The organism is Bradyrhizobium sp. UFLA05-89 (assembly GCF_059803475.1).
On record NZ_JBANBA010000090.1, the window covers coordinates 1 to 18,558 of the forward strand.

The following is an 18,558-nucleotide window of genomic DNA, read 5'->3' on the forward strand; positions in this document are numbered from 1 at the left end:
CAATCATCCCGACCGCGCTATCCAGAGCATTCCGCGCGAGTCAAGGCCCGGCACGGTGAGCTTCCCGTGACGCTCACATTTCAGCCGCAACATTTGTCGCCGCGATCGGCGATCTGGCTCGCTTCGAGAGTGCTCGCCATTTGATGGCGTATCTCGGCCTGGTGCCCTCGGAGCAGTCGAGTGGTGGGCGGATCCGGCGTGGTGGTATCACTAAAACCGGCAACAGCGAGGCTCGGCGCATGCTCATCGAGGCCGCCTGGAGCTATCGCTATCCGCCTCGGTGCACGGGCTGATCGAATGTCTGGCCCGCAAGCCACGAACGATGCCGTTGAGTCCAATGTTTTCCGGTATCGTAGGTGCGGCCGTGGCGCAGCAGAAATGCCAGCAATTGCTGTCGCGCCCGCATGAGATGCATGGATGCATCCATCCGAGCCCGGGTGAGATCATGCATTGCCTCATGTCCCTCGTCTGGGACCCACACTTGCGTGAGGTCGCCCGACCAGTGCAAAATTGCCAGCTTCTGGGAGTCACGGCGATCTGTCTTGATCCGCTCCCCCGGCTTGCGCGGAATCATGGATGTCGCAACAACAGTGCAACCATGTCCCAGACTGGTCAGCTGCCGATGTATGCCATAGCCGCAAGGGCCAGCTTCGTAACAAAACTCCAGTCGATGGCCATCCTTAGCCAGCCGTTTGCTCAGCTTAGATAACGCTGCCGGCGTGTTTGGGACCGCTCCGATGAAACCCACCGTCCCGCTCCGTCCCTCCTCCGCGACGGTCACAGAAATACTGACTTTGTGAACGTCGAGCCCCACGTAAAGAATCTTCTGCATCTACACTCTCCGATGTCGAGCCGCCGCGCCTTCATACGCGGCGGCGGCTCGACTGTGACGGAGACCGATGGCGCCGCTATGCTGGCGCTTCAGGACATACGGACTTAAAAATTGCAGGGATCGACGCCTAGAGCTCGAAATCTCTGCGATCTGAAAGAGCATCCTCTACTAGTCTTACTGCGTCACAAACGGTGGTCTGTGGAATGGGCGAACTTGATTGCACAACAAGGACATCTCGATAGCGTTCGGACGAGCCCTTGTTCGAGTCGCCGTCGCATCGTTGTGATCGAATCTGGAATGTGACGTTGGGTCCGTAGCGGCAGAACCGCGGGGTCTGTAATCTGCGGGAACGCGAGCGAGCGGGATCGGCCGGGCGCGCCGAGCGCCTGAGGGGGAATTCGTCTCCCGCTCGGAGATCAGGAATCCGAAGGCTGCAATGCACATCGTTGCGTGATGATGAAAGCCGCGCCAGCGGCGCCCCTCGAAGTGGCCAATCCCGACCTCCTGCTTGAGTTCCTGATAGTCGCGTTCGATGCCCAGCGAATTTAGCCGTCTCAACGAGAGTCCGGAATGCCACATCCTCCGGCAATGTCGAGAGCCAGTATTTGGTAGGCTGGTCCTCGCCTTTCGGCCATTCGATCAGCAGCCATTCCTCCAATCGCTGGGTGGTTTGCCAATAATCATGGTGCGCGGCACGGACCCGCACGCGGGCAAAGCGCGAGCTCAGCTTTTCGTTCGTTCCTTGCCGCCACGTTGATGGTGCGCCAAGCTTTGGCCGGCAGGCCGAGCGCGAGCGCTTTGACGGCGGCCGGCCGATGTTGACGGTTGCGGCGCATCAGTTTCGGGGGCCGGCCGCGGCCCGACCATGGCTTCGGCGGCAAGGGACCGGTGCCGGGCGCCCACACCGTTGTGCTCGACAGAAGACCCGCCACATAGGTCAATCCCAGCGCCGTGATCTCCGTGCGCAGATCGCTGTTGTTGCCGTAGCCCGCGTCCATCAGCACGACATCGCGCGGAAGCCCGGTCGCACAGGCCCACTGCAACTGACTCCAGTGCGATCTCCAGCTTGGTCCGGAAGCCGACTTCGGCAGGAATGCCCGCCTTGCGCCGCCGATCGCAATCCTCGGTCCATTCCTTCGGAAGACAAAGGCGATAGGCGACACAGGCTGGCGTGGTGGTTGGCAATCGACAGTGACACCGCCACCTGGCAACTATCCTGCTTGCCGAGCTGCCCGCAATATTGCCGTGCAACTCCAACGAATGTCGCCCCTGCTTGGGAAATCCGGTTTCATCTCATCGATGATCCAAGCTTCGATCGGGCCCTGGCGTTCAATCGCCGGCAGGACCATCTCGCGTACCTTGCCCAGCACCTTCTCATCCGACCAGGTGCCGCTGCCGACGAAATGCAGCAGCGATTGATGCTGGGCGGCCGTCCGTTCCGGAGCCGTCACCGCCGCCATCGGCTCCACGCTCTTGAGAAGATATCGAGGAGTTCGCCGATCTTGCGACAAGTAGCTTCGAATCACGTTTCTGCGCGGCTGGTGAGGTTGGGGCTGTAGGGCGGCAGGAAGAGTAGATGCGCTCCTCTGGCGCGGATGGCGTTGCGGGCAGACTTGCTCTTATGGGTGCCGAGATTGTCGGGAATGACGACCTCGCCTTTTGCCAAGGTGGGCGCCAACACTTTCTCGACATAGAGCGTGAAGAACTCACCGTTGATGGAACCGTCGATGACACAGGGCGCGCTGATCCGGTCGTGGCGCAGTGCTACAATGAAGGTCATGGTCTTCCAATGGCCAAAAGCGCAAGACGCTACCCGCGGCTCCCGCCCGCGCGATGGCGCCATGTTGGATTTGATCCAGGTCTCGTCGATAAAGACCAGGCGTGAGGCCTCGATCCTGTCCTGATGGACCTTCCAGCGCGTCCGTTTACGCGCGATATCGGGACGGTCTTGTTCGGCCGGCCGGAGTGTTTTTTTAAGCTCAGCCCGTCGGCGTGAACGAACGTCCATACCGCCCGCACGTTCAGCTTCCGCAAAGTAAATGGTCCGGAGCGAATGCGTTTGCGCAGCCAGTCGGCGTTGGTGCTGGTAGGACCGGCTTCTTGTGACCGCCGATCTTGCTGAGCGAAACGCCTCCGATCTCCTGCCGCAGATTCTTCCACTTCGTCACACAAGAAGGACTGATCTGAAGCGCATCTGCAATCGAACGAACTGTCTCGCCCGCGGGGACCATGGACCGCGTGCAGGTCCGCATCAATTGCAAGCTTGACGGTAACGAGCTCTTGTCCAGGGCGTTCGCGACGTCGTGCGCAAGCCAGCTCGCTATCGCCGCTCATAGGTGGCAGCAAACCCAAGGTCATCGTCACCACCGCCATTGCAAGCAAATCGGACGACTCCCAGTGAGCGATCGCTCGTCGCGTACAGGTCGTATCCCAACTAGCGCATGAGAGCATGCTCAACCGAGTCTCTGCCCCGCCTCCCAGGTGATGGCCCACTGCGGGCCGGGCGCTGGGCGGAATTACCGATTGTCCGCGAAAGAATGCGCGGTCCAGCACAGGACTATTATGCAGTTGCCGCTACACGGCGAAGTATTCCCCTGTTGGAGCCGCAAAAGTGCGTCCTGTCCCGAAAAGCGCAGGTATCCTGCAGCCGATTGGAGCGATGATTATGCCTGACCAGCACGGGAGCAAGCGCGAGTGTCGATAATCGCATTTGATTGCTTCATACGTAGTAATTCGCCTGCAGCTCTCTCGGAACGACCGCGAGGCCGGGCTTGCGTTACAGCGTTCGAACGTTACCGTCACGTAGGAATGCGTCGGTCATGTTGTTCACGGCGAATGCAGCGGCGACTTGCGATGCTTGGCATCGATGCTGCAGAGTTCGGCCCCCAAAAAGAGCTGCGCTGCTTCTCGGCGCGCTGCATGACGGCGGTGACGTCCTATCTCCGCTATTTTCGGCCGGTCGTTGAACTCAAGCAAGCGCCCGCTCTGCTTTCGCGGGTGCGCTGCAGCAATGTCGGTTCCGGCGCCAACAGGGACGCTTACTCCCCAGGCTCCGAAAATCACGCTCTCGTCGCACCGGTGCAAGTTGCTGCACGGATGTGCAGGCGAGAGGGGTTTGGTAATGATAGCGGGAGGCGCGAAGCGCGGGAGAAGTACACCTGTGAGCGTCTTTGATCATTGTCGCGTCGCCATCATCGGCGCAGGCATCACCGGCATCACTACCGCCTATAGCTTGCTCAAGCATGGGTGCAAGGTGGTCGTATTTGATTGTCAGCGCTATCCGGCGATGGAAACGTCCTTGGCGAATGGTGGCCAGCTCTCCGCCTCTAACGCCGAGGTCTGGAACAGTTGGGCCACCGTCCTCAAGGGTATCAAGTGGATGTTCTCGCCGGGTGCGCCATTTCTGGTCGGTTCAAAGCCGTCTTGGCACAAACTCTCTTGGATGGCGCAGTTCGTCGCTTGCATCCCGAAATATGAAGAGAATACCCTCACTACGGTGCGGTTGGCGATCGCGTCGCGTCATCACCTAAGGCGGATGGCACAGGAGGAAAACATCGAGTTTGATTTCGAAGATCGCGGTATTCTACATCTCTACCACAGCAAATCAGAGTTCGAGGCAGCGGCGAAGCTTTCCGCATTGCTCGCAAAAGGGGGGCTCGATCGCCGCGCGCTGAGCCCTGAAGATATCAGATCGATTGAACCCACTCTCAGGGGATCGTTCTATGGCGGTTTCTACACGGAGTCCGATTTCACGGGCGACATTCACAAATTCACTACAGGTCTCGCTCGCGCTTGTGAAAGACTCGGTGCAACACTGAACCCTTCAACCGAGGTGTTGTCGATCGGCCTGAATGGAAGCAAGAATGTATACGTAAATTGGAGATCTACGGCCCCCAAAGAAGACGCGAGGATGTGTGTCGACCAGTTCGATCGCGTTGTCGTCTGCAGCGGTGTCGGTTCGCGACGGCTTGCCGCTACCGTCGGCGATCGCGTCAACGTTTATCCGGTGAAAGGATATTCGATCACTGTGCATCTAACCGAGAGCTTAGACCAGCAGGCGGCGCCGTGGACAGGCTTGGTCGACGATCGCGCCAAAATCGTTACGAGCCGACTTGGTAAGACGCGGTTCCGAGTGGCTGGCACAGCCGAGTTCAACGGCATAAACATGGATATCCGGGCAGCGCGTATCGAGCCATTGATGGAATGGTGCCGCTTGCGGTTTCCCGACATGAGTACCCGAAGTGTTGTACCCTGGGCCGGTCTTCGGCCGATGATGCCGGACATGCTGCCACGCGTCATGCAGGGGCGCGATCCACGTGTGTTTTACAATACCGGGCACGGGCATCTTGGGTGGACGTTGTCGGCCGTGACGGCCGATGCAGTTGCGGCGCTGATTACAGCGAGCCGGAATGCCGTGTAAGAGTGTGCGGAAATAATAGTTGATGGATTGGGAACGGGTTCGAATATTCCGTGAGTTGTCCGACCTGGAAACAACAGCGGCAAATCACTTGCGACTGAATCATGCGGCTGTTGCTCTGGTAACTCACCTTGTTGGAGCAGACTCCCAACGTTAAAGTTGCTCCACCGTCACATAGCGGCTTTGTACACTCACGATGGGGAGGAGTCCAGGGACGAACCCTGAGCGCTACCAAATGCTTGTAACAGCAGGCTGACCTCGTTTTGTAGCGTGGGCCAGTTCCTATACATGTTAGCTGATGCCGTTCAGCGTCGCCATCGCGGCGGCCGAGGCACCTGCTTGCAGACTGACGATTGCCGGGCTGCCATTGATAAAGCACAACGCCGCAAAAGGTTTGGCGCAACCGGGCAGAGCCAGACGAGATCTGTCAACGCGATCGCGTCTGCAAGCAAAATGGGGAGCCAAACTAACCATAAGACGTGTCGGCCATAAATGTCGGCGATCGCGCCGGCCCCATCGAGATCAGCATGACCGGCAACATCAGCGCGGTCTGGACCAGCGACCGTATCCGCCGACGTCATCTATGTCATCGACCACGAGGCGCCACGGGCCAGGGCCCCCACATTCGAAAGCAAGCTTCAAGCCAAATACCGCGGAACGTAGTTTGTCGGGAATAGCGCGGTGATTCCGCCGACGTTGAACGTCTGGGGCTTCGGGGCGTCGGCCATATCGTATCCTTATCTCCTCCCACGGTTTGGTTCTGAATAAAATGGGCATAATCAGCGAAGATTGCCAGCCGCGACCAAGACATTTCGGAGCGCACCGCTTTGCACAGTATGGACACAAAACGTTCAGGACGCTCCTGTCGCAGGCGCGAGACACCGCCGCTTGAGATGTCCTGCTCATTAGTGTTGACTTCACAACCACCCACGTCGCGAGTGAACATGGCATACTATCTCGGCCGTCGCATTCGTTAGCTGAATTCTAGATGAGCCTCTTCGATTGCCGAGTCCTTGCACTTTTAGTCTTCTTATCAGAGTGCATAACTGGCTCAACTGAACGATACGCGGGTCAATCGTTTTGCCGAAGGCGGTAGGGCCAGCGCACCACGTCACCGCGACGATCATTCCAGAGGGATATGGCCCAAACGTAAGCGTCGTTCTCAGGCCACGGCTTTGAGGGCTTGAGCGCGGTAGGCCCAGGGCAGTAGCTGGTCGATGTCGCGGTTTGGATGCCCGTTGACGATCCTGGTCAGGACATCGGTGAGATAGGCGAGCGGATCGACGTCGTTGATCTTGCAGGTCTCGACCAGGGACGCGACGACAGCCCAGTGCTCGGCACCACCGTCGGATCCAGCAAATAGTGCGTTTTTGCGACTGAGCTTGATGCCACGGATTGATCGTTCGACGGTATTGTTGTCGAGTTCGATGCGGCCGTCATCGATGAAGCGAGTTAAGCCTTGCCAGCGCGAGAGGGCGTAGCGGATGGCGTCGGCGAGCTTGATCTTCTGGCTGATGAGAGCCAGCTTGGCGCGCAGCCATACCTCGAAGGCATCAGCCAGTGGTCGGCTCTTCTGCTGCCGCACGAGGCGACGTTCCTCCGCGCTGCGGCCGCGGATCTCCTTCTCGATCCCATAGAATGCGGCGATGTGCTTCAGCGCGTCGCTCGCGATCGGAGCGGGGCCGGCTGTCGCGAGTTCGTAGAAGTTGCGCCGCATGTGCGCCCAGCAGAAGGCGAGCTCGACCTCGCCACGTTCGGCAAGCTTTGGGTAGGCGTTGTAGCCATCGACCTGCAGGACGCCCTTGAAGCCGGCAAGATGGCTGAACAGCCGCTCGGCTTTGCGGTCGGGTGCATAGACATAGGCGATGCCTGGCGGATCGAGACCGCCCCAGGGCCTGTCGTCGGCGGCATAGGCCCAGAGCTGGCCGGTTTTGGTGCGGCCCCGGCCTGGATCGAGCACCGGCACCGTCGTCTCGTCGGCGAACAGCTTGGACCTCGCGCGAAGCACCGTGAGAAGGCGCTCATGCAGCGGGCGCAGATGGAAGGCGGCATGCCCCACCCAGTCCGCCAGTGTCGATCGATCGAGAGCGATGCCCTGGCGGGCATAGATCTGGGCCTGCCGGTAGAGCGGCAGATGATCGGCATATTTGGACACCAGAACCTGGGCGACGGTTGCCTCCGTCGGCAGTCCGCCCTCGATCAAGCGGGCCGGAGCCTCGGCCTGCATGACGCCATCTTCGCAGGCTCGGCAGGCGTATTTGGGACGTCGGGTGACGACAACGCGGAACTGCGCCGGCACCATGTCCAGCCGCTCGCTCTTGTCTTCGCCGATCTGGTGCAGGTCGCCCTTGCAGCAGGGGCAGGTCTTGGCGTCGAGGTCGACCACGACCTCGATCCGCGGCAGATGCGCCGGTAGTGCTCCGCGATTGTTGCGGCGCTTGCGCGCGCGCTCCGCTCGCCCTTCCGGTGCTGTCTCGTCCTGGCTGGCTTCCGTATAGGCCGCAACCTGTTGGACGTCCTCGAGACCGAGCAGCATCTGCTCCTCGGGAAGCGACTCTGCCTTCCGGCCAAAGCGATGACGCTGCAGCTCTTTGATGATCTGGCGCAGCCGCTCGCTCTCGTGCCGCTCGGCCAGCAGCATCGCCTTCAGCGTCTCGGGATCATCAGGAAGGTTATCGCTCACAGGCAAATCAGAGCATATTCGCGCTCGCCTGACGACGTGCTCGATGCCCCTGATTCACTTCGCCGCAGCGCGGCCCACAACTATCCGGCTTGCGTCGGGACGACCGTCTCCCGTGCCGCGTGGACACGCCGCCAATCGAGCCCTTCGAGCAGCGCCGACAATTCCACCGCCGACAAACGCATCACGCCATCCTCGATCTTCGGCCAGCGGAAGACGCCTTCCTCGAGCCGCTTGGCGAACAGGCACAAACCCGTACCGTCCCAGAAGATCAGCTTGATCCGGTCCGCCCGCTTGGCACGGAACACATAAACAGCACCCGAATGGGGTTATGTTGCGCACAACATAACCCCACTTGGACGAAGCCGCTCCGCGGCAGAACACTCGGCAAGGGTGGCCCATCGTCGGATGAAGGAATGCGGCTGAAGCAACTGTAACCGCTTTGGCGTGCCATGGTGAGACGTAATTTGCAGCGTTCATAGGCTTGGCTTCGAGCAAGATGGCGTTGCTGCCCTCGGGCAGTTTTCGTTTTTTTTGCCAAGGAGCCTTCAATGACGCCGCTTCGGTTACGCATGATAAACGACATGCAGATCCGCAACTTGTCACCGCACACGCAGGAATCCTATCTGCTGCAGGTTTCGCAGTTCGCCCGCCATTTTGCGAAGTCGCCGGCGTTGCTTGGGCCGGAAGATGTCCGCGCCTACCAAGTCTATCTAACGAACGAGAAGAAGCTGGCGCCGAAGTCGATCCACGTGACCGTCTCAGCGCTCCGTTTCTTGTACCGTGTCACGCTCGGCTTCGAATGGGATTTCGACCTCATCATTGCATGTCCAAAGGTGCCCAAGACGCTCGCCGTCATCCTCAGTCCCGAAGAGGTGCTGCACTTCCTCGGCTGCGTGGAGAGCCTCAAGCATCAAGTGATCCTGACAACATGCTACGCCGCCGGTCTGCGCATTTCCGAAGCGGTACGTCTAAAGCCGGGGGCCATCGATCGACAGCGGATGGTGCTACGCGTCGATCAAGGCAAGGGGAAGAAGGACCGTTACGTCATGCTCTCGGCACGGTTGCTGGAGACACTGACCGACTATTGGCGCGCCGTCCGGCCGAGGACGTGGATGTTTCCCGGCGGTATCCCCAACGAGCCGATATCGACCAACGCGGTGCAGGACGCCTGCAGCAAGGCGCATCGGTTAGCGGGCCTTGCCAAGCCCGTGACGCCGCATTCGCTGCGGCATGCCTTCGCCGTTCATCTACTCGAGACCGGCACCGATCTTCGCACCATCCAGCTCTTGCTTGGCCATCGCAGCCTGTCCACAACCGCGCAATATCTCCGGATAGCCACGAACAAAGTCTGCGCGGCGACCAGCCCGCTGGAGCTGCTGCCGCGCCCAATCCCTAAGGCACCACCACCGCCGCCGCCTGAACATTTCTGACGGCGGCCCCATGGGACGCTCAGGTCCGGAAGTGGCGGATATCTTCCGCCGCTATGGTGCTGCCTGGCGCGAGCAGCACTGGAGGTCTCTATCGACCGAACGGCGTGCAGCAATGACGGCGATCGAGCGCTGTCGAACGGCCGCGCTCGGTGGCCATGTCGAGCAGTGCGATCACTGCGGAGAGCGGCGGATCTCCTACAATAGCTGCCGCTCGCGCAACTGCCCCAAGTGCCAATCGCTCGCGCGGGCAGAATGGATCGAGGCCCGACAAGCGGAGCTTCTCGATACGCAGTATTTTCACGTTGTTTTCACCATACCCGACCAAATCGCAGCGATCGCATTCCAGAATGCCGGCACCGTGTACGATATTATGTTCCGCACAGCTGCAGAGACTTTGCGGACTATCGCTGCCGATCCCAAGCACCTCGGTGCCGAGATCGGGTTCTTTTCTGTCCTTCATACTTGGGGCCAGAACCTCCTTCACCATCCCCACCTCCATTGCGTCGTTCCTGGAGGAGGACTGTCCCCGGATGGCAGCCGCTGGATCGCGTGCCGGCCCGGCTTCTTTCTTCCCGTGGCCGTGCTTTCCCGTCTGTTCCGGCGCCTATTTCTCAGCGCCTTGCAAAAGTCGTTCGACACCGGCGAGCTACAATTCTTCTCGTCGCTGGAACCGTTGCGTGATCCGGCTGCGTTTCAGCGTTATCTGAACGATGTCCGCAGAATCAATTGGGTTATCTACGCCAAGCCGCCCTTTGGCAGCGCCGAACAGGTTGTGCACTATGTCGGCCGTTATACGCATCGGGTAGCGATCAGCAACAGCCGCGTCATCGATATCGAAGACGGCAAAGTACGCTTTCGATGGATGGATTACCGCCACGGAAGCCAGCAGAAAGTAATGACGCTGGACGCCGGGGAGTTCATTCGGCGTTTCCTCATCCATGTCCTACCCGAAGGCTTCAAACGTATTCGCTACTATGGTTTTCTGGGTAACCGCTACCGCAAGCAAAAGCTCGCTCGCTGCCGTGAACTGCTCGGAATGATGTCCGCCGATGCTCATTCGGAGCCGGAAGAGCTATCCGATTACCCCGAGAAGGCTGAGCACTGCAATGCCGCTTCCTTGCGTCAATGTCCATCCTGTCATCAAGGCCACATGGTGTGCGTCGAGGTCTTGCAGCCAGGTTCGTTCAGTGCCGCTCGTTCACCGGACACTTCTTGATGCGAGACCTCGATCAACCAAGAACCGCCACCTTCCATTTCGCAATTCTTCCGGCCGCCGTGGCAGCCGATAGATGCCCTGTTGTCGTTCTTCCGACGTCAAACCTCCGGCGCTTCGCATTTTTCGGCTACTTCGCTTCCCAGATGTCGCTTCCACCCAGTACTTTCATGATAATGTCCGCTTTGGACTTGCCTCCAGTACAGATCACGACGTTTCACAAATAACGGCGCAGTGATTCAACACCCATAGCTGCAGCGGCGTGCCCGCGACTTCGTCCAACACGTTTTTAGATTACCGGCGCCCCTCGCGAGTGCTCGTGTTGGGTACCGAACCACGCGCCGCCAATCTAAAAACGCTCTCTATTATGTGTCGGACGACATTATGTGGCGGAGGCGCCCTAACGCCTGCCTGGGCCGGCCACGGCTGGATTCCTCCGCCACATAATATTTGGTGCCTCTCGCGCGGACGCAGGATCCCCCTGCGCCGCAACACCAGAGGGGCACAATGCTCGAGTTCTTTTTTTCGTATCGCGGGGTGCTCAAGCGCCTTCGTACCGGGGCGCTCGGCGCCGAGATGGATCGCATCGCGGAATACTTTTTCTCGCTCGGTTACAAGCAAGCATCCGCTAAGCTTTATCTGAGCCGGATTGCGCGGTTCAGCCATTTTGCTGCAACACATTGCGGTTCACGGCCGATCGGCGAAGCTATCGTCGATAGCTATCTACGCACGTTCACCACGGACTCGCCGCGGATTGCGGCAGTCTCTGCGCTTCAACACGCGCGGCGGGTGGCGCCCGAACGATTCATTGCTTCGGTGCCCAGTGTAGTCGATGATCCGGACGCCCCGCTTTTGAGCTCCTTTTCGGACTATCTCAGCAGGGTACGAGGCCTTGAGCCAAAGTCCCGCGATGGCGTTCTCTTGGGCGCGCGGCGCTTTCTCGATTGGCTCCGCCATCGCCACCCCGGCCAAGACCTCAAGGCGTTGACGGCGGAGCATGTCCTTGCTGCCGTCGAGTATCGGCTGTTGCTCTCGGCGACCTCCGCCACTCGCACGGCGGCGACCTCTCACATCCGAACGTTTCTCCGCTTTCTGCATTGGGCTGGCCACCACGAGCAGGATCTGGCCTCCGTTGTTCCAAGAACGTCCCATTGGCGTCTGGCCCATTTGCCGCCCCGGCTTTCGTGGGATGATGTTCGCCGCGCCATCGATGCGATCGGCAAGGCGACGCCGATCGACCTTCGCGATCGGGCCGTCCTGCTGCTGCTCGCCACCACAGGCATTCGCAACGGCGAGCTGCGCGCCCTTCAGCTCCAGGATATCGACTGGCGAGCTGGCGAGATTTTTGTCCGGCGCACCAAGGGCAAGCGTGACCGGGTGGCCCCGCTCCTCGAGGAGGCCGGCGCCGCGCTCGCCAATTACATCCTGCGGGCTCGACCGAAGGTCGATAGTTCATATCTGTTCCTGTCCTTCACGCCGCCCGTGGGACCGTTCAAGTCTGCGTCGCCGGTTTCGAGGATCGTGCGGAAGCGGTTGCGGCATAGCGGGGTCGCGCTCGGTCGCGTCGGAGGCGCGCATCTCCTGCGCCACAGTCTAGCCACGCAGCTCGTCGGGCGACGAAGACCGATCAACGAGGTCGCCGATCTTCTAGGGCACCGAAGTATCAACACAACGGCGCTGTACGTGAAGGTCGCGGCCTCGCAGCTCGCTGAGGTCGCGCTCCCCTTTCCGGGAGGCGCCGCATGACTGCCTTCGCCGCATTCCTCGGCGAGAAGGTCGAGCGGTATATCGAGCTGCGCCGCTCCCTCGGCTACGCCTTCAACAAGCAAGCTGGCACGCTGCGGGCCTTCGTTCGCTACGTCGAGCGCTCTCGGTGGGATGCGCCCGCCACCCGGACGATGGCGCTGGACTTCGTCCTGTCGTTCGGCGGCGCCGCCAACAGTCGCGCCGTTCGTCACGGCGTGCTCCGCCGATTTTACGAGTACCTGACCGTCTACGCTCCCCGGACCGAGGCCTTGGAGCGCAGAGCCTTCCCTAGGTCCAGGGCGATTCCGCCGCCGCGCATCTTAAGTGAGGCTGAGCTGGCGTCGCTTATCGACGCATGCAGCTTCATTTCGCCAAGGATCCCTCTCAGCGGCCGCACGATGGCGACGTTGATCGGACTGTTGGCCAGCACGGGGCTACGATCGGGCGAAGTGGTCAGGCTTGATCGCGGCGACGTCGATCTGACCAACGGGGTCGTCCTCGTCCGTAAGACCAAGTTCCGTAAAGACCGCCTGGTTCCTGTTCACCCCACGACCCAGGCAGCCCTTCAACGATATGCCCGGGAGCGCGACGCCGTGTTTTCCAGGCCCAAAGACGAGGCCTTCTTTCTCAGCTCGCGAGGCTGCCGTCTGTCGGCGGCCGGCCTGCAAAGCAACTTCGCGAAGGCCCGCAAGCTCGCGGGTCTCGATGACGATAAGCCCCTGCGACCCCACGATCTCCGGCACCGGTTCGCGGTGACCAGGCTCAAGCTTTGGCACCAACAGCGCGCAGATGTTCAAGCGCTGCTGCCTTTGCTCGCCACCTATCTCGGCCATGCCAGCTACAGCGACACGGCCTACTACCTCACCGGTTCGTCGGATCTTCTCGCCATCGCGGCTGAACGCGCCTTTCTCGACGGAGGCACCGCATGAGCGAACATCTCCTTCTGGCGCCGCTCCTGGAGTCGTACTTCCGTCGTCGGCTGACCAAGCAGCGCAACGCCACCTCCGCGACCCTGGCCAGCTATCGCGACGCCTTGCGCATGCTGATCCTCTTTGCCGCGGCGCGTTTGCAGAAGAAGCCGGCGGCGCTGGACCTTGAAGATCTCGATCGGGACCTCGTTCTCGCCTTTCTTGATGAGCTCGAGGAGAAGCGGAACAACTCCGTTGCAACGCGCAACGCCCGACTAGCCGCGATCCGATCCTTCTTCCATCACGTCGCCGCCGCCGATCCCGCCTCCTTCGGCGTCGCTCAACGGGTTCTGACGATCCCCACTAAACGAGCGCACATTGCAGTGACGCACCACCTCACCAGCGCCGAAGTCGACGCCATCGTTGCCGCCCCTGATCAGACGACGCCCCGCGGCCGGCGCGACCGGGTGTTTCTACTCTTCTTGGCGAGAACCGGTGCCCGCGTGTCCGAAGCGACCGGCGTCAACGCGAGCGACCTTCAGTTGGAGCGAGGACGCCCGCAGGTACTGCTTCGCGGCAAGGGGCGTCGCGACCGCGTCGTTCCCATTCCTCAGGATCTGCTGCGATCGCTGACGGCCTTATTGAGCGAGCGCGGCGTGGCCCATCGTGAGCCGCGGCCGATCTTTGTCGGGGCGCACAACGAGCGCCTGACGCGCTTTGGCGCGATCCACATCGTCCGGCGTGCAGTCTCTCAGGCCGTGTCCATCACGCCAAGCTTGGAGGGCAAGCCCATATCGCCGCACATCTTCCGTCATTCCCTCGCCATGAAGCTTCTCCGGTCAGGCGTGGACCTCCTCACGATCCAGGCCTGGCTTGGCCATGCTCAGGTCGCCACAACCCACCGCTACGCCGCCGCGGATGTCGAGATGATGCGCCGGGGACTCGAGAAGGCGGGCGTCTCAGGCGACCGCAGCTCACGATTCCGGCCGAACGACGCCGTCCTGCAGCTGCTTGCCAGCATCTGATTATTATGTGGCGGAGCAACCTTGACGTGGCCGGCGCTGGCTGGCGTTAGGGCGCCTCCGCCACATAATCTCGTCCGACACATAAGAACGGATCGGCCTTCATGTGCTCGCGTACAAGCATCGCAAGCCCCTCCATTCCCTTGCGGAAGTCGACCGGCTTGGTTGCCACCATTACCCGGACAGTTCCGGACGGGCCGATCACCGGCTTGCCTTCAGCGCATGGACGATGGCCGCAATCATCGCCACGTCCGCACCGCGGCCGACCCGGATAGTGACGCCTTCGGCTTCGATCTCGATGCCCCCGGCATCGCAAGGGCGAGCCCGGACATCCGGCTTGGCCTTGCGTCGCGCTGTCTTGCGCTCATGGCCAACAGCCACGGCCGGTACCATGGCGTCTACCACCGCCGGTACAAACGGCGGATCGTCAGCCATCGGCGTCGGCAACCGGCGTGCTTGCCGGCGCCAGGTGAACACTTGTTGTGGGGTCAGCCCGTGTCGTCGGGCAATCTCGGAAACGACCGCGCCTGGTACCAGCGTCTCCTCGACGATCCGGGCCTTGTCGTCCTTCGAGAACCAACGACGGCGTCCCGTCTCAGTGATCACTTCCAGCCGGCGCGCCGTCACGTCCGACTTAAGCGTATGGTCAAGCATAGACACAGGCCGATCCCTTTAAAGAGATCGTGAAACTCGCCTATCCCATGTGCCGCGAGAAGGTGGGAGCGGAACGACGCTTACGCCCAAACCCTTCATTGTGCTCAACTCCGTTCTTGTATCACTCGTTAAGAAGACGAGGCCGGTTAACGCGTCGACCTGCCATCGATCACCAGCCGTCATTCTTCTTTCTGAAGAGGCAGCCACTTTACTTGAAGGTAGCGCCTCGAGCCGAGAGGTCACGAGCACCGCGGGGCTTTAGCATCGTATCAAGTTGTCTGGGTAATCACAGAAGTAAAAGTTCAACACTTAATGGCTTCAACCAAAAGTAATGCCGAGGGTCGGCGAGTATGCCCACCTGCACCTCCAAACTGCCCAACGTCCGTCGCGTGATCGTCGAAAGCAGAACTCTTGCCCAGTAACCGCGATACTCAACGATCCGATCGAGCGTCGAGGGTGCAAAATGTCCAGCAGTTCTGCGGAAAAGGACCTTGCACGCGCGCGGTCACGGGGGTTGCGCTGCGCCGAGCGTCAAGTGCCACACTCTTGTTGTGAGTATTCATGCGGCGAACAAGATTCGCGCTCCTCGAGCAGGTCCAGCGATACCCCATATCATCCCGGGGCCATTGCGCCGCAAAGCGACGATACCATTTCCACACTCCGCCATCCTAGACTCATGCAGCCCGACCAGCCGAAGGGGCGCATTACGCCTGAGACGCTCATCAACGACATTGACTGTCAGTGTTGATAGGTTGACCTGGCTGTCTTTGCATCGTTTAGATTGCGTGCGACGTTCGGAAATGCCTACTTGGGCGGCGGTCATCACCGCGCTGTCTCGGGGAGATTTGCACCATGAATCAGGGCGGCCATGCTAATGAGACAAGTAGTTGGCTCTTTGTCGGATCATCAAAAATCGGCGGATTTGGTCTATTTTCGAGGAGAACAATATTTAAGGGCGATGTCGTAGGAAGGCTCCCTGGGGTTGTTGTGCCGGTCGCAAACAAGAGAACGATCCAGATCGATCGTGATCGACATCTTTGTAGTGAATATATCGACTTCATCAATCACCGCTGTCGCCCGAACGCATACGTCCGAGTCGAATCCAACACAATCGTCCTAAACGCCATTCAGCAGATTGGGAACGAAAGTGACGAAATAACCATTGACTACAACTGCTCGGAGGATCGGCTTGCTGAAAGCTTCACCTGTCGATGCTGTCAACCTCCAAACCGTGTTCGCGGATACAGGCATCTGGTTCAGTCAAATCAAGCGGACTACTTACATCGCATAAATCGATTCGTATTGCCTCATCTCTTACATAATTCCTGAGACGATCGTTTCAATCGGCCGCGCGCGAGTAACGCCGCAGAGCTGTGGATGAAAACCGCGCATGAAAAGCATCTCAGACCCAACGCAATCCGTATCCATGACTTAGAAGCCCATCCGATGTCTTGTCGTGGAGTGCTCGACATGTTCTTTCGGCCAGAGCGCACTCCCGAGTTGCCAACTGGGCTAGGTTATCCGGCGCCATCAAAGGCCGCAAGCTGCGCTTCCCATCGACTCCGCGACGGCTCACAACGGTCAATGCTTTTGGGATCCCGATATGCGCCATATCGCTTCAGATAACCAGGCAAGAGCATCACCAGAGTGGGTAGTGTCACCAGCGTTGTTAACGATGTACGGTTTCTTATCACGCCGCCGTTTTTCCTGAGCAGTCCAAAAGGTTCTCCAATGACGATCCCTACAGAGTTGACACTGCAAGAACGCGTCGCAACTGCGTTGCGCAAGATCCAGGCGTTGGAATCAGCATACGAGACGATCACTATCGCAGAGCTAGTTTCAGTGCGGGCGAGAACGCACGGTTCAACGACCGCGATCGACGTCTTCGAGCGGGGCGAGCGCGCGACCTACTTCGAGATGGACCGGTCGTCCAATAAATATGCACGTGCGCTGCGTGCATTCGGCGTGCAAAAACGCGATCGCATTGGAGTGATTCTGCCCAATCGTATCGAATTCCCGATCTTGTGGTTCGCAATCGCAAAGCTCGGTGCAGTGATGGTACCAGTTGACCTCCGTTACACTCCCAGGGAAATCGAATACGTTCTGAGTGATACGCAGGCCAGGTTCGCGGTCGTTGACGAGTCCGCATGGACGGTGTTCACGGCGATGGACCCATGGCCACAAGACCTCGCCAAGGACCGGATAATTTTTGTTGGACAGCCTTCCAACACGACAGCCACTACACTCGATGACTGCCTCAAGGGGGTCGACGACTCTCCGGTGGACGAGGATATCAGCCCCGACGACCTGTTGAACATTGAATATACTTCGGGCACAACGGGATTTCCGAAAGGCTGCATGTTGACGCACGACTACTGGGGCGTGAGCTCATATCAGAGCGCGGCGTGGGGCGACGGGGCGCCGTACAAAAGGTATCTTGCTACGCAACCCTTCTCCTATCTCGATGCGAAGCAATACCTTTTGAAGTCTTATCGACAGGGTGGCACGCTCTACTTGGCTACATTATTCAACTCGACCCGCTTCATCGGTTGGGTCAGGCAGTACCGGATCGAGTGGTGCGTGTTTCGGGAGGCAGTGGCGCGCCAGGTTGAGGCCGCTGACGAGGACCGAGCGTTATGTCTGAAGCAGACTCTCAACTGGGGCTGGAGTCCCGATAGCGTACGCAAGTTCCGGAAGCGGTTTCGAGTGAGTACTCAGGATGCTTTTGGGATGACGGAGATCTGGCTTGGTACGCAAATGCCAATCGATTTTGAGGAAATGGCCGACTCCGGTTCGGTGGGAATGCGTGCTCCCTTTCGGCATCTGCGCCTAATGAATGACGATGGCACTCCCACCGAAGTCGGCGAAGTCGGCGAGCTGTGGGTGAGTGGTCGTGGAATCTTCAAGGGCTATTGGAACAGATCGGAAGCCAATGCCGCCTCTTTCGAAAACGAATGGTTCAAGACGGGGGACCTGCTGCGGTGCGACGCGTTTGGGTTTTATTGGCTGGTAGGACGCACTAAGGACATGATCCGACGCTCGGGCGACAACATCGCCGCGCGCGAGGTCGAGGCCGTCATCCGCGAAATTCCGGAGATTGCCGACGTGGCCGCCGTGCCCGTTCCCGATGCTAAGTGCGGCGAGGAAGTCAAGATCTACCTAGAGCTCAAAGAAGGTCTCACCCCTGGCGATCTGCCGGTTGCGCGCATTTTGGAACATGCTCGTGCTCGTCTTGCCCTATTCAAGGTGCCGCGGTACATCGCTTTTACCCCGGAGCTTCCTAGAACCACTTCCAGCAATAAAGTGCTCAAACGTGAGCTGATGGCCGTGAGCGATCCGCTTGCAGGTGTCTACGACACCGAGGAGAAGCGCTGGCGCTGAAGGGGACAGTTGAGTCAAATTCTTCAACAGCCTCAGCCGGCACCGCGCATTTCGAGCGTCGGCCGTTATAACCCCGGTTGTCGCGCTATAGATTGGATATCAGTGGTCGGCAAGTACGCTGGGATCATTGCTTCGGTCTGGTGTTCGGCGCCAGACCGGTCGGAATTGCGCAGCGGATCGCAATGGCACCTACTTGGTGGAAACAATTGCAAGGGTTTGGAAAGTTAGGGCTTCACCGGTCCAGGACTTTTCGTCGCGGCCGACGGGGCTGT

The 18,558-nt window shown here is 59.7% G+C and carries 14 protein-coding genes and 6 pseudogenes; 10 read left to right on the forward strand and 10 right to left on the reverse strand.

Annotated features, from left to right (window positions below):
* Positions 1–83: 83 nt before the first annotated feature.
* A pseudogene (locus tag SO139_RS33555) lies at positions 84–281 on the forward strand (transposase); the annotation flags it as partial.
* On the opposite strand, the pseudogene SO139_RS33560 reads toward SO139_RS33555, so the two are convergent.
* From SO139_RS33560 to SO139_RS33585, 6 genes and pseudogenes are all read right to left on the reverse strand, one after another.
* A pseudogene (locus SO139_RS33560) lies at positions 281–832 on the reverse strand (IS110 family transposase); the annotation flags it as partial. The pseudogenes SO139_RS33555 and SO139_RS33560 overlap by 1 nt on opposite strands.
* A gap of 680 nt (positions 833–1,512) precedes the next feature.
* A complete protein-coding gene (locus tag SO139_RS33565; protein WP_498541305.1) occupies positions 1,513–1,875 on the reverse strand; it encodes a transposase in 363 nt (120 codons plus the stop codon).
* Between the two features lie 49 nt (positions 1,876–1,924).
* Positions 1,925–2,071 (reverse strand): annotated as a pseudogene (locus SO139_RS33570) (hypothetical protein); the annotation flags it as partial.
* Positions 2,046–2,114: pseudogene (locus SO139_RS33575) on the reverse strand (hypothetical protein); the annotation flags it as partial. The pseudogenes SO139_RS33575 and SO139_RS33570, both read right to left, overlap by 26 nt.
* Before the next feature lie 70 nt (positions 2,115–2,184).
* A pseudogene (locus tag SO139_RS33580) lies at positions 2,185–2,292 on the reverse strand (hypothetical protein); the annotation flags it as partial.
* 62 nt (positions 2,293–2,354) lie between these two features.
* The gene (locus SO139_RS33585) at positions 2,355–2,840 is read right to left on the reverse strand and encodes a transposase (protein WP_498541306.1); all 486 of its coding nucleotides are present in this window, start codon (positions 2,838–2,840) and stop codon (positions 2,355–2,357) included.
* A gap of 845 nt (positions 2,841–3,685) precedes the next feature.
* Between SO139_RS33585 and SO139_RS33590 the strand changes: the two genes are divergently transcribed.
* Entirely contained in the window at positions 3,686–4,006 is a 321-nt protein-coding gene (locus SO139_RS33590) for a hypothetical protein (RefSeq protein ID WP_498541307.1), read from the forward strand.
* Positions 3,993–5,252 carry a D-amino acid dehydrogenase gene (locus SO139_RS33595; protein WP_498541308.1) on the forward strand — a complete coding sequence of 420 codons (1,260 nt, stop codon included), beginning with the start codon at positions 3,993–3,995 and terminating at the stop codon, positions 5,250–5,252. The genes SO139_RS33590 and SO139_RS33595 overlap by 14 nt, the downstream gene beginning before the upstream one ends.
* Before the next feature lie 1,159 nt (positions 5,253–6,411).
* On the opposite strand, the gene tnpC is transcribed toward SO139_RS33595, so the two are convergent.
* On the reverse strand, positions 6,412–7,890 hold the full coding sequence (gene tnpC / locus SO139_RS33600; RefSeq protein ID WP_254113322.1) for an IS66 family transposase: 1,479 nt from the start codon (positions 7,888–7,890) through the stop codon (positions 6,412–6,414).
* 122 nt (positions 7,891–8,012) lie between these two features.
* Positions 8,013–8,246: pseudogene (gene tnpB / locus SO139_RS33605) on the reverse strand (IS66 family insertion sequence element accessory protein TnpB); the annotation flags it as partial.
* 234 nt (positions 8,247–8,480) lie between these two features.
* Between tnpB (SO139_RS33605) and SO139_RS33610 the strand changes: the two are divergent.
* The 5 genes from SO139_RS33610 (at position 8,481) to SO139_RS33630 (ending at position 14,254) form a co-directional block, all read left to right on the forward strand.
* Complete coding sequence (locus tag SO139_RS33610; protein WP_498541309.1) at positions 8,481–9,362, forward strand: site-specific integrase; 882 nt, start codon at positions 8,481–8,483, stop codon at positions 9,360–9,362.
* 10 nt (positions 9,363–9,372) lie between these two features.
* The gene (locus SO139_RS33615) at positions 9,373–10,578 is read left to right on the forward strand and encodes an IS91 family transposase (protein WP_498541310.1); all 1,206 of its coding nucleotides are present in this window, start codon (positions 9,373–9,375) and stop codon (positions 10,576–10,578) included.
* 504 nt (positions 10,579–11,082) lie between these two features.
* Positions 11,083–12,321, forward strand: coding sequence for a tyrosine-type recombinase/integrase (locus SO139_RS33620; RefSeq protein WP_498541311.1), 1,239 nt, complete (start codon positions 11,083–11,085; stop codon positions 12,319–12,321).
* Positions 12,318–13,250, forward strand: coding sequence for a tyrosine-type recombinase/integrase (locus SO139_RS33625; protein ID WP_498541312.1), 933 nt, complete (start codon positions 12,318–12,320; stop codon positions 13,248–13,250). The genes SO139_RS33620 and SO139_RS33625 overlap by 4 nt, the downstream gene beginning before the upstream one ends.
* Positions 13,247–14,254 (forward strand): tyrosine-type recombinase/integrase, encoded by a 1,008-nt coding sequence (locus tag SO139_RS33630; RefSeq protein ID WP_498541313.1) that lies wholly within the window; start codon positions 13,247–13,249, stop codon positions 14,252–14,254. The genes SO139_RS33625 and SO139_RS33630 overlap by 4 nt, the downstream gene beginning before the upstream one ends.
* A gap of 46 nt (positions 14,255–14,300) precedes the next feature.
* On the opposite strand, the gene tnpB (SO139_RS33635) is transcribed toward SO139_RS33630, so the two are convergent.
* Together tnpB (SO139_RS33635) and tnpA are read right to left on the reverse strand one after the other, a co-directional pair.
* Complete coding sequence (tnpB, locus tag SO139_RS33635) at positions 14,301–14,426, reverse strand: IS66 family insertion sequence element accessory protein TnpB (RefSeq protein ID WP_456865491.1); 126 nt, start codon at positions 14,424–14,426, stop codon at positions 14,301–14,303.
* A gap of 26 nt (positions 14,427–14,452) precedes the next feature.
* Positions 14,453–14,905, reverse strand: a complete 453-nt coding sequence (gene tnpA, locus SO139_RS33640) for an IS66-like element accessory protein TnpA (RefSeq protein ID WP_254113323.1) — start codon at positions 14,903–14,905, stop codon at positions 14,453–14,455.
* A gap of 852 nt (positions 14,906–15,757) precedes the next feature.
* Between tnpA and SO139_RS33645 the strand changes: the two genes are divergently transcribed.
* Together SO139_RS33645 and SO139_RS33650 are read left to right on the forward strand one after the other, a co-directional pair.
* Positions 15,758–16,234 (forward strand): SET domain-containing protein-lysine N-methyltransferase, encoded by a 477-nt coding sequence (locus SO139_RS33645; RefSeq protein ID WP_498541314.1) that lies wholly within the window; start codon positions 15,758–15,760, stop codon positions 16,232–16,234.
* Positions 16,235–16,552: 318 nt separating this feature from the next.
* Positions 16,553–18,286: a class I adenylate-forming enzyme family protein gene (locus SO139_RS33650; RefSeq protein ID WP_498541315.1), complete on the forward strand. Its 1,734-nt coding sequence runs from the start codon at positions 16,553–16,555 to the stop codon at positions 18,284–18,286.
* Positions 18,287–18,558 lie beyond the last annotated feature (272 nt).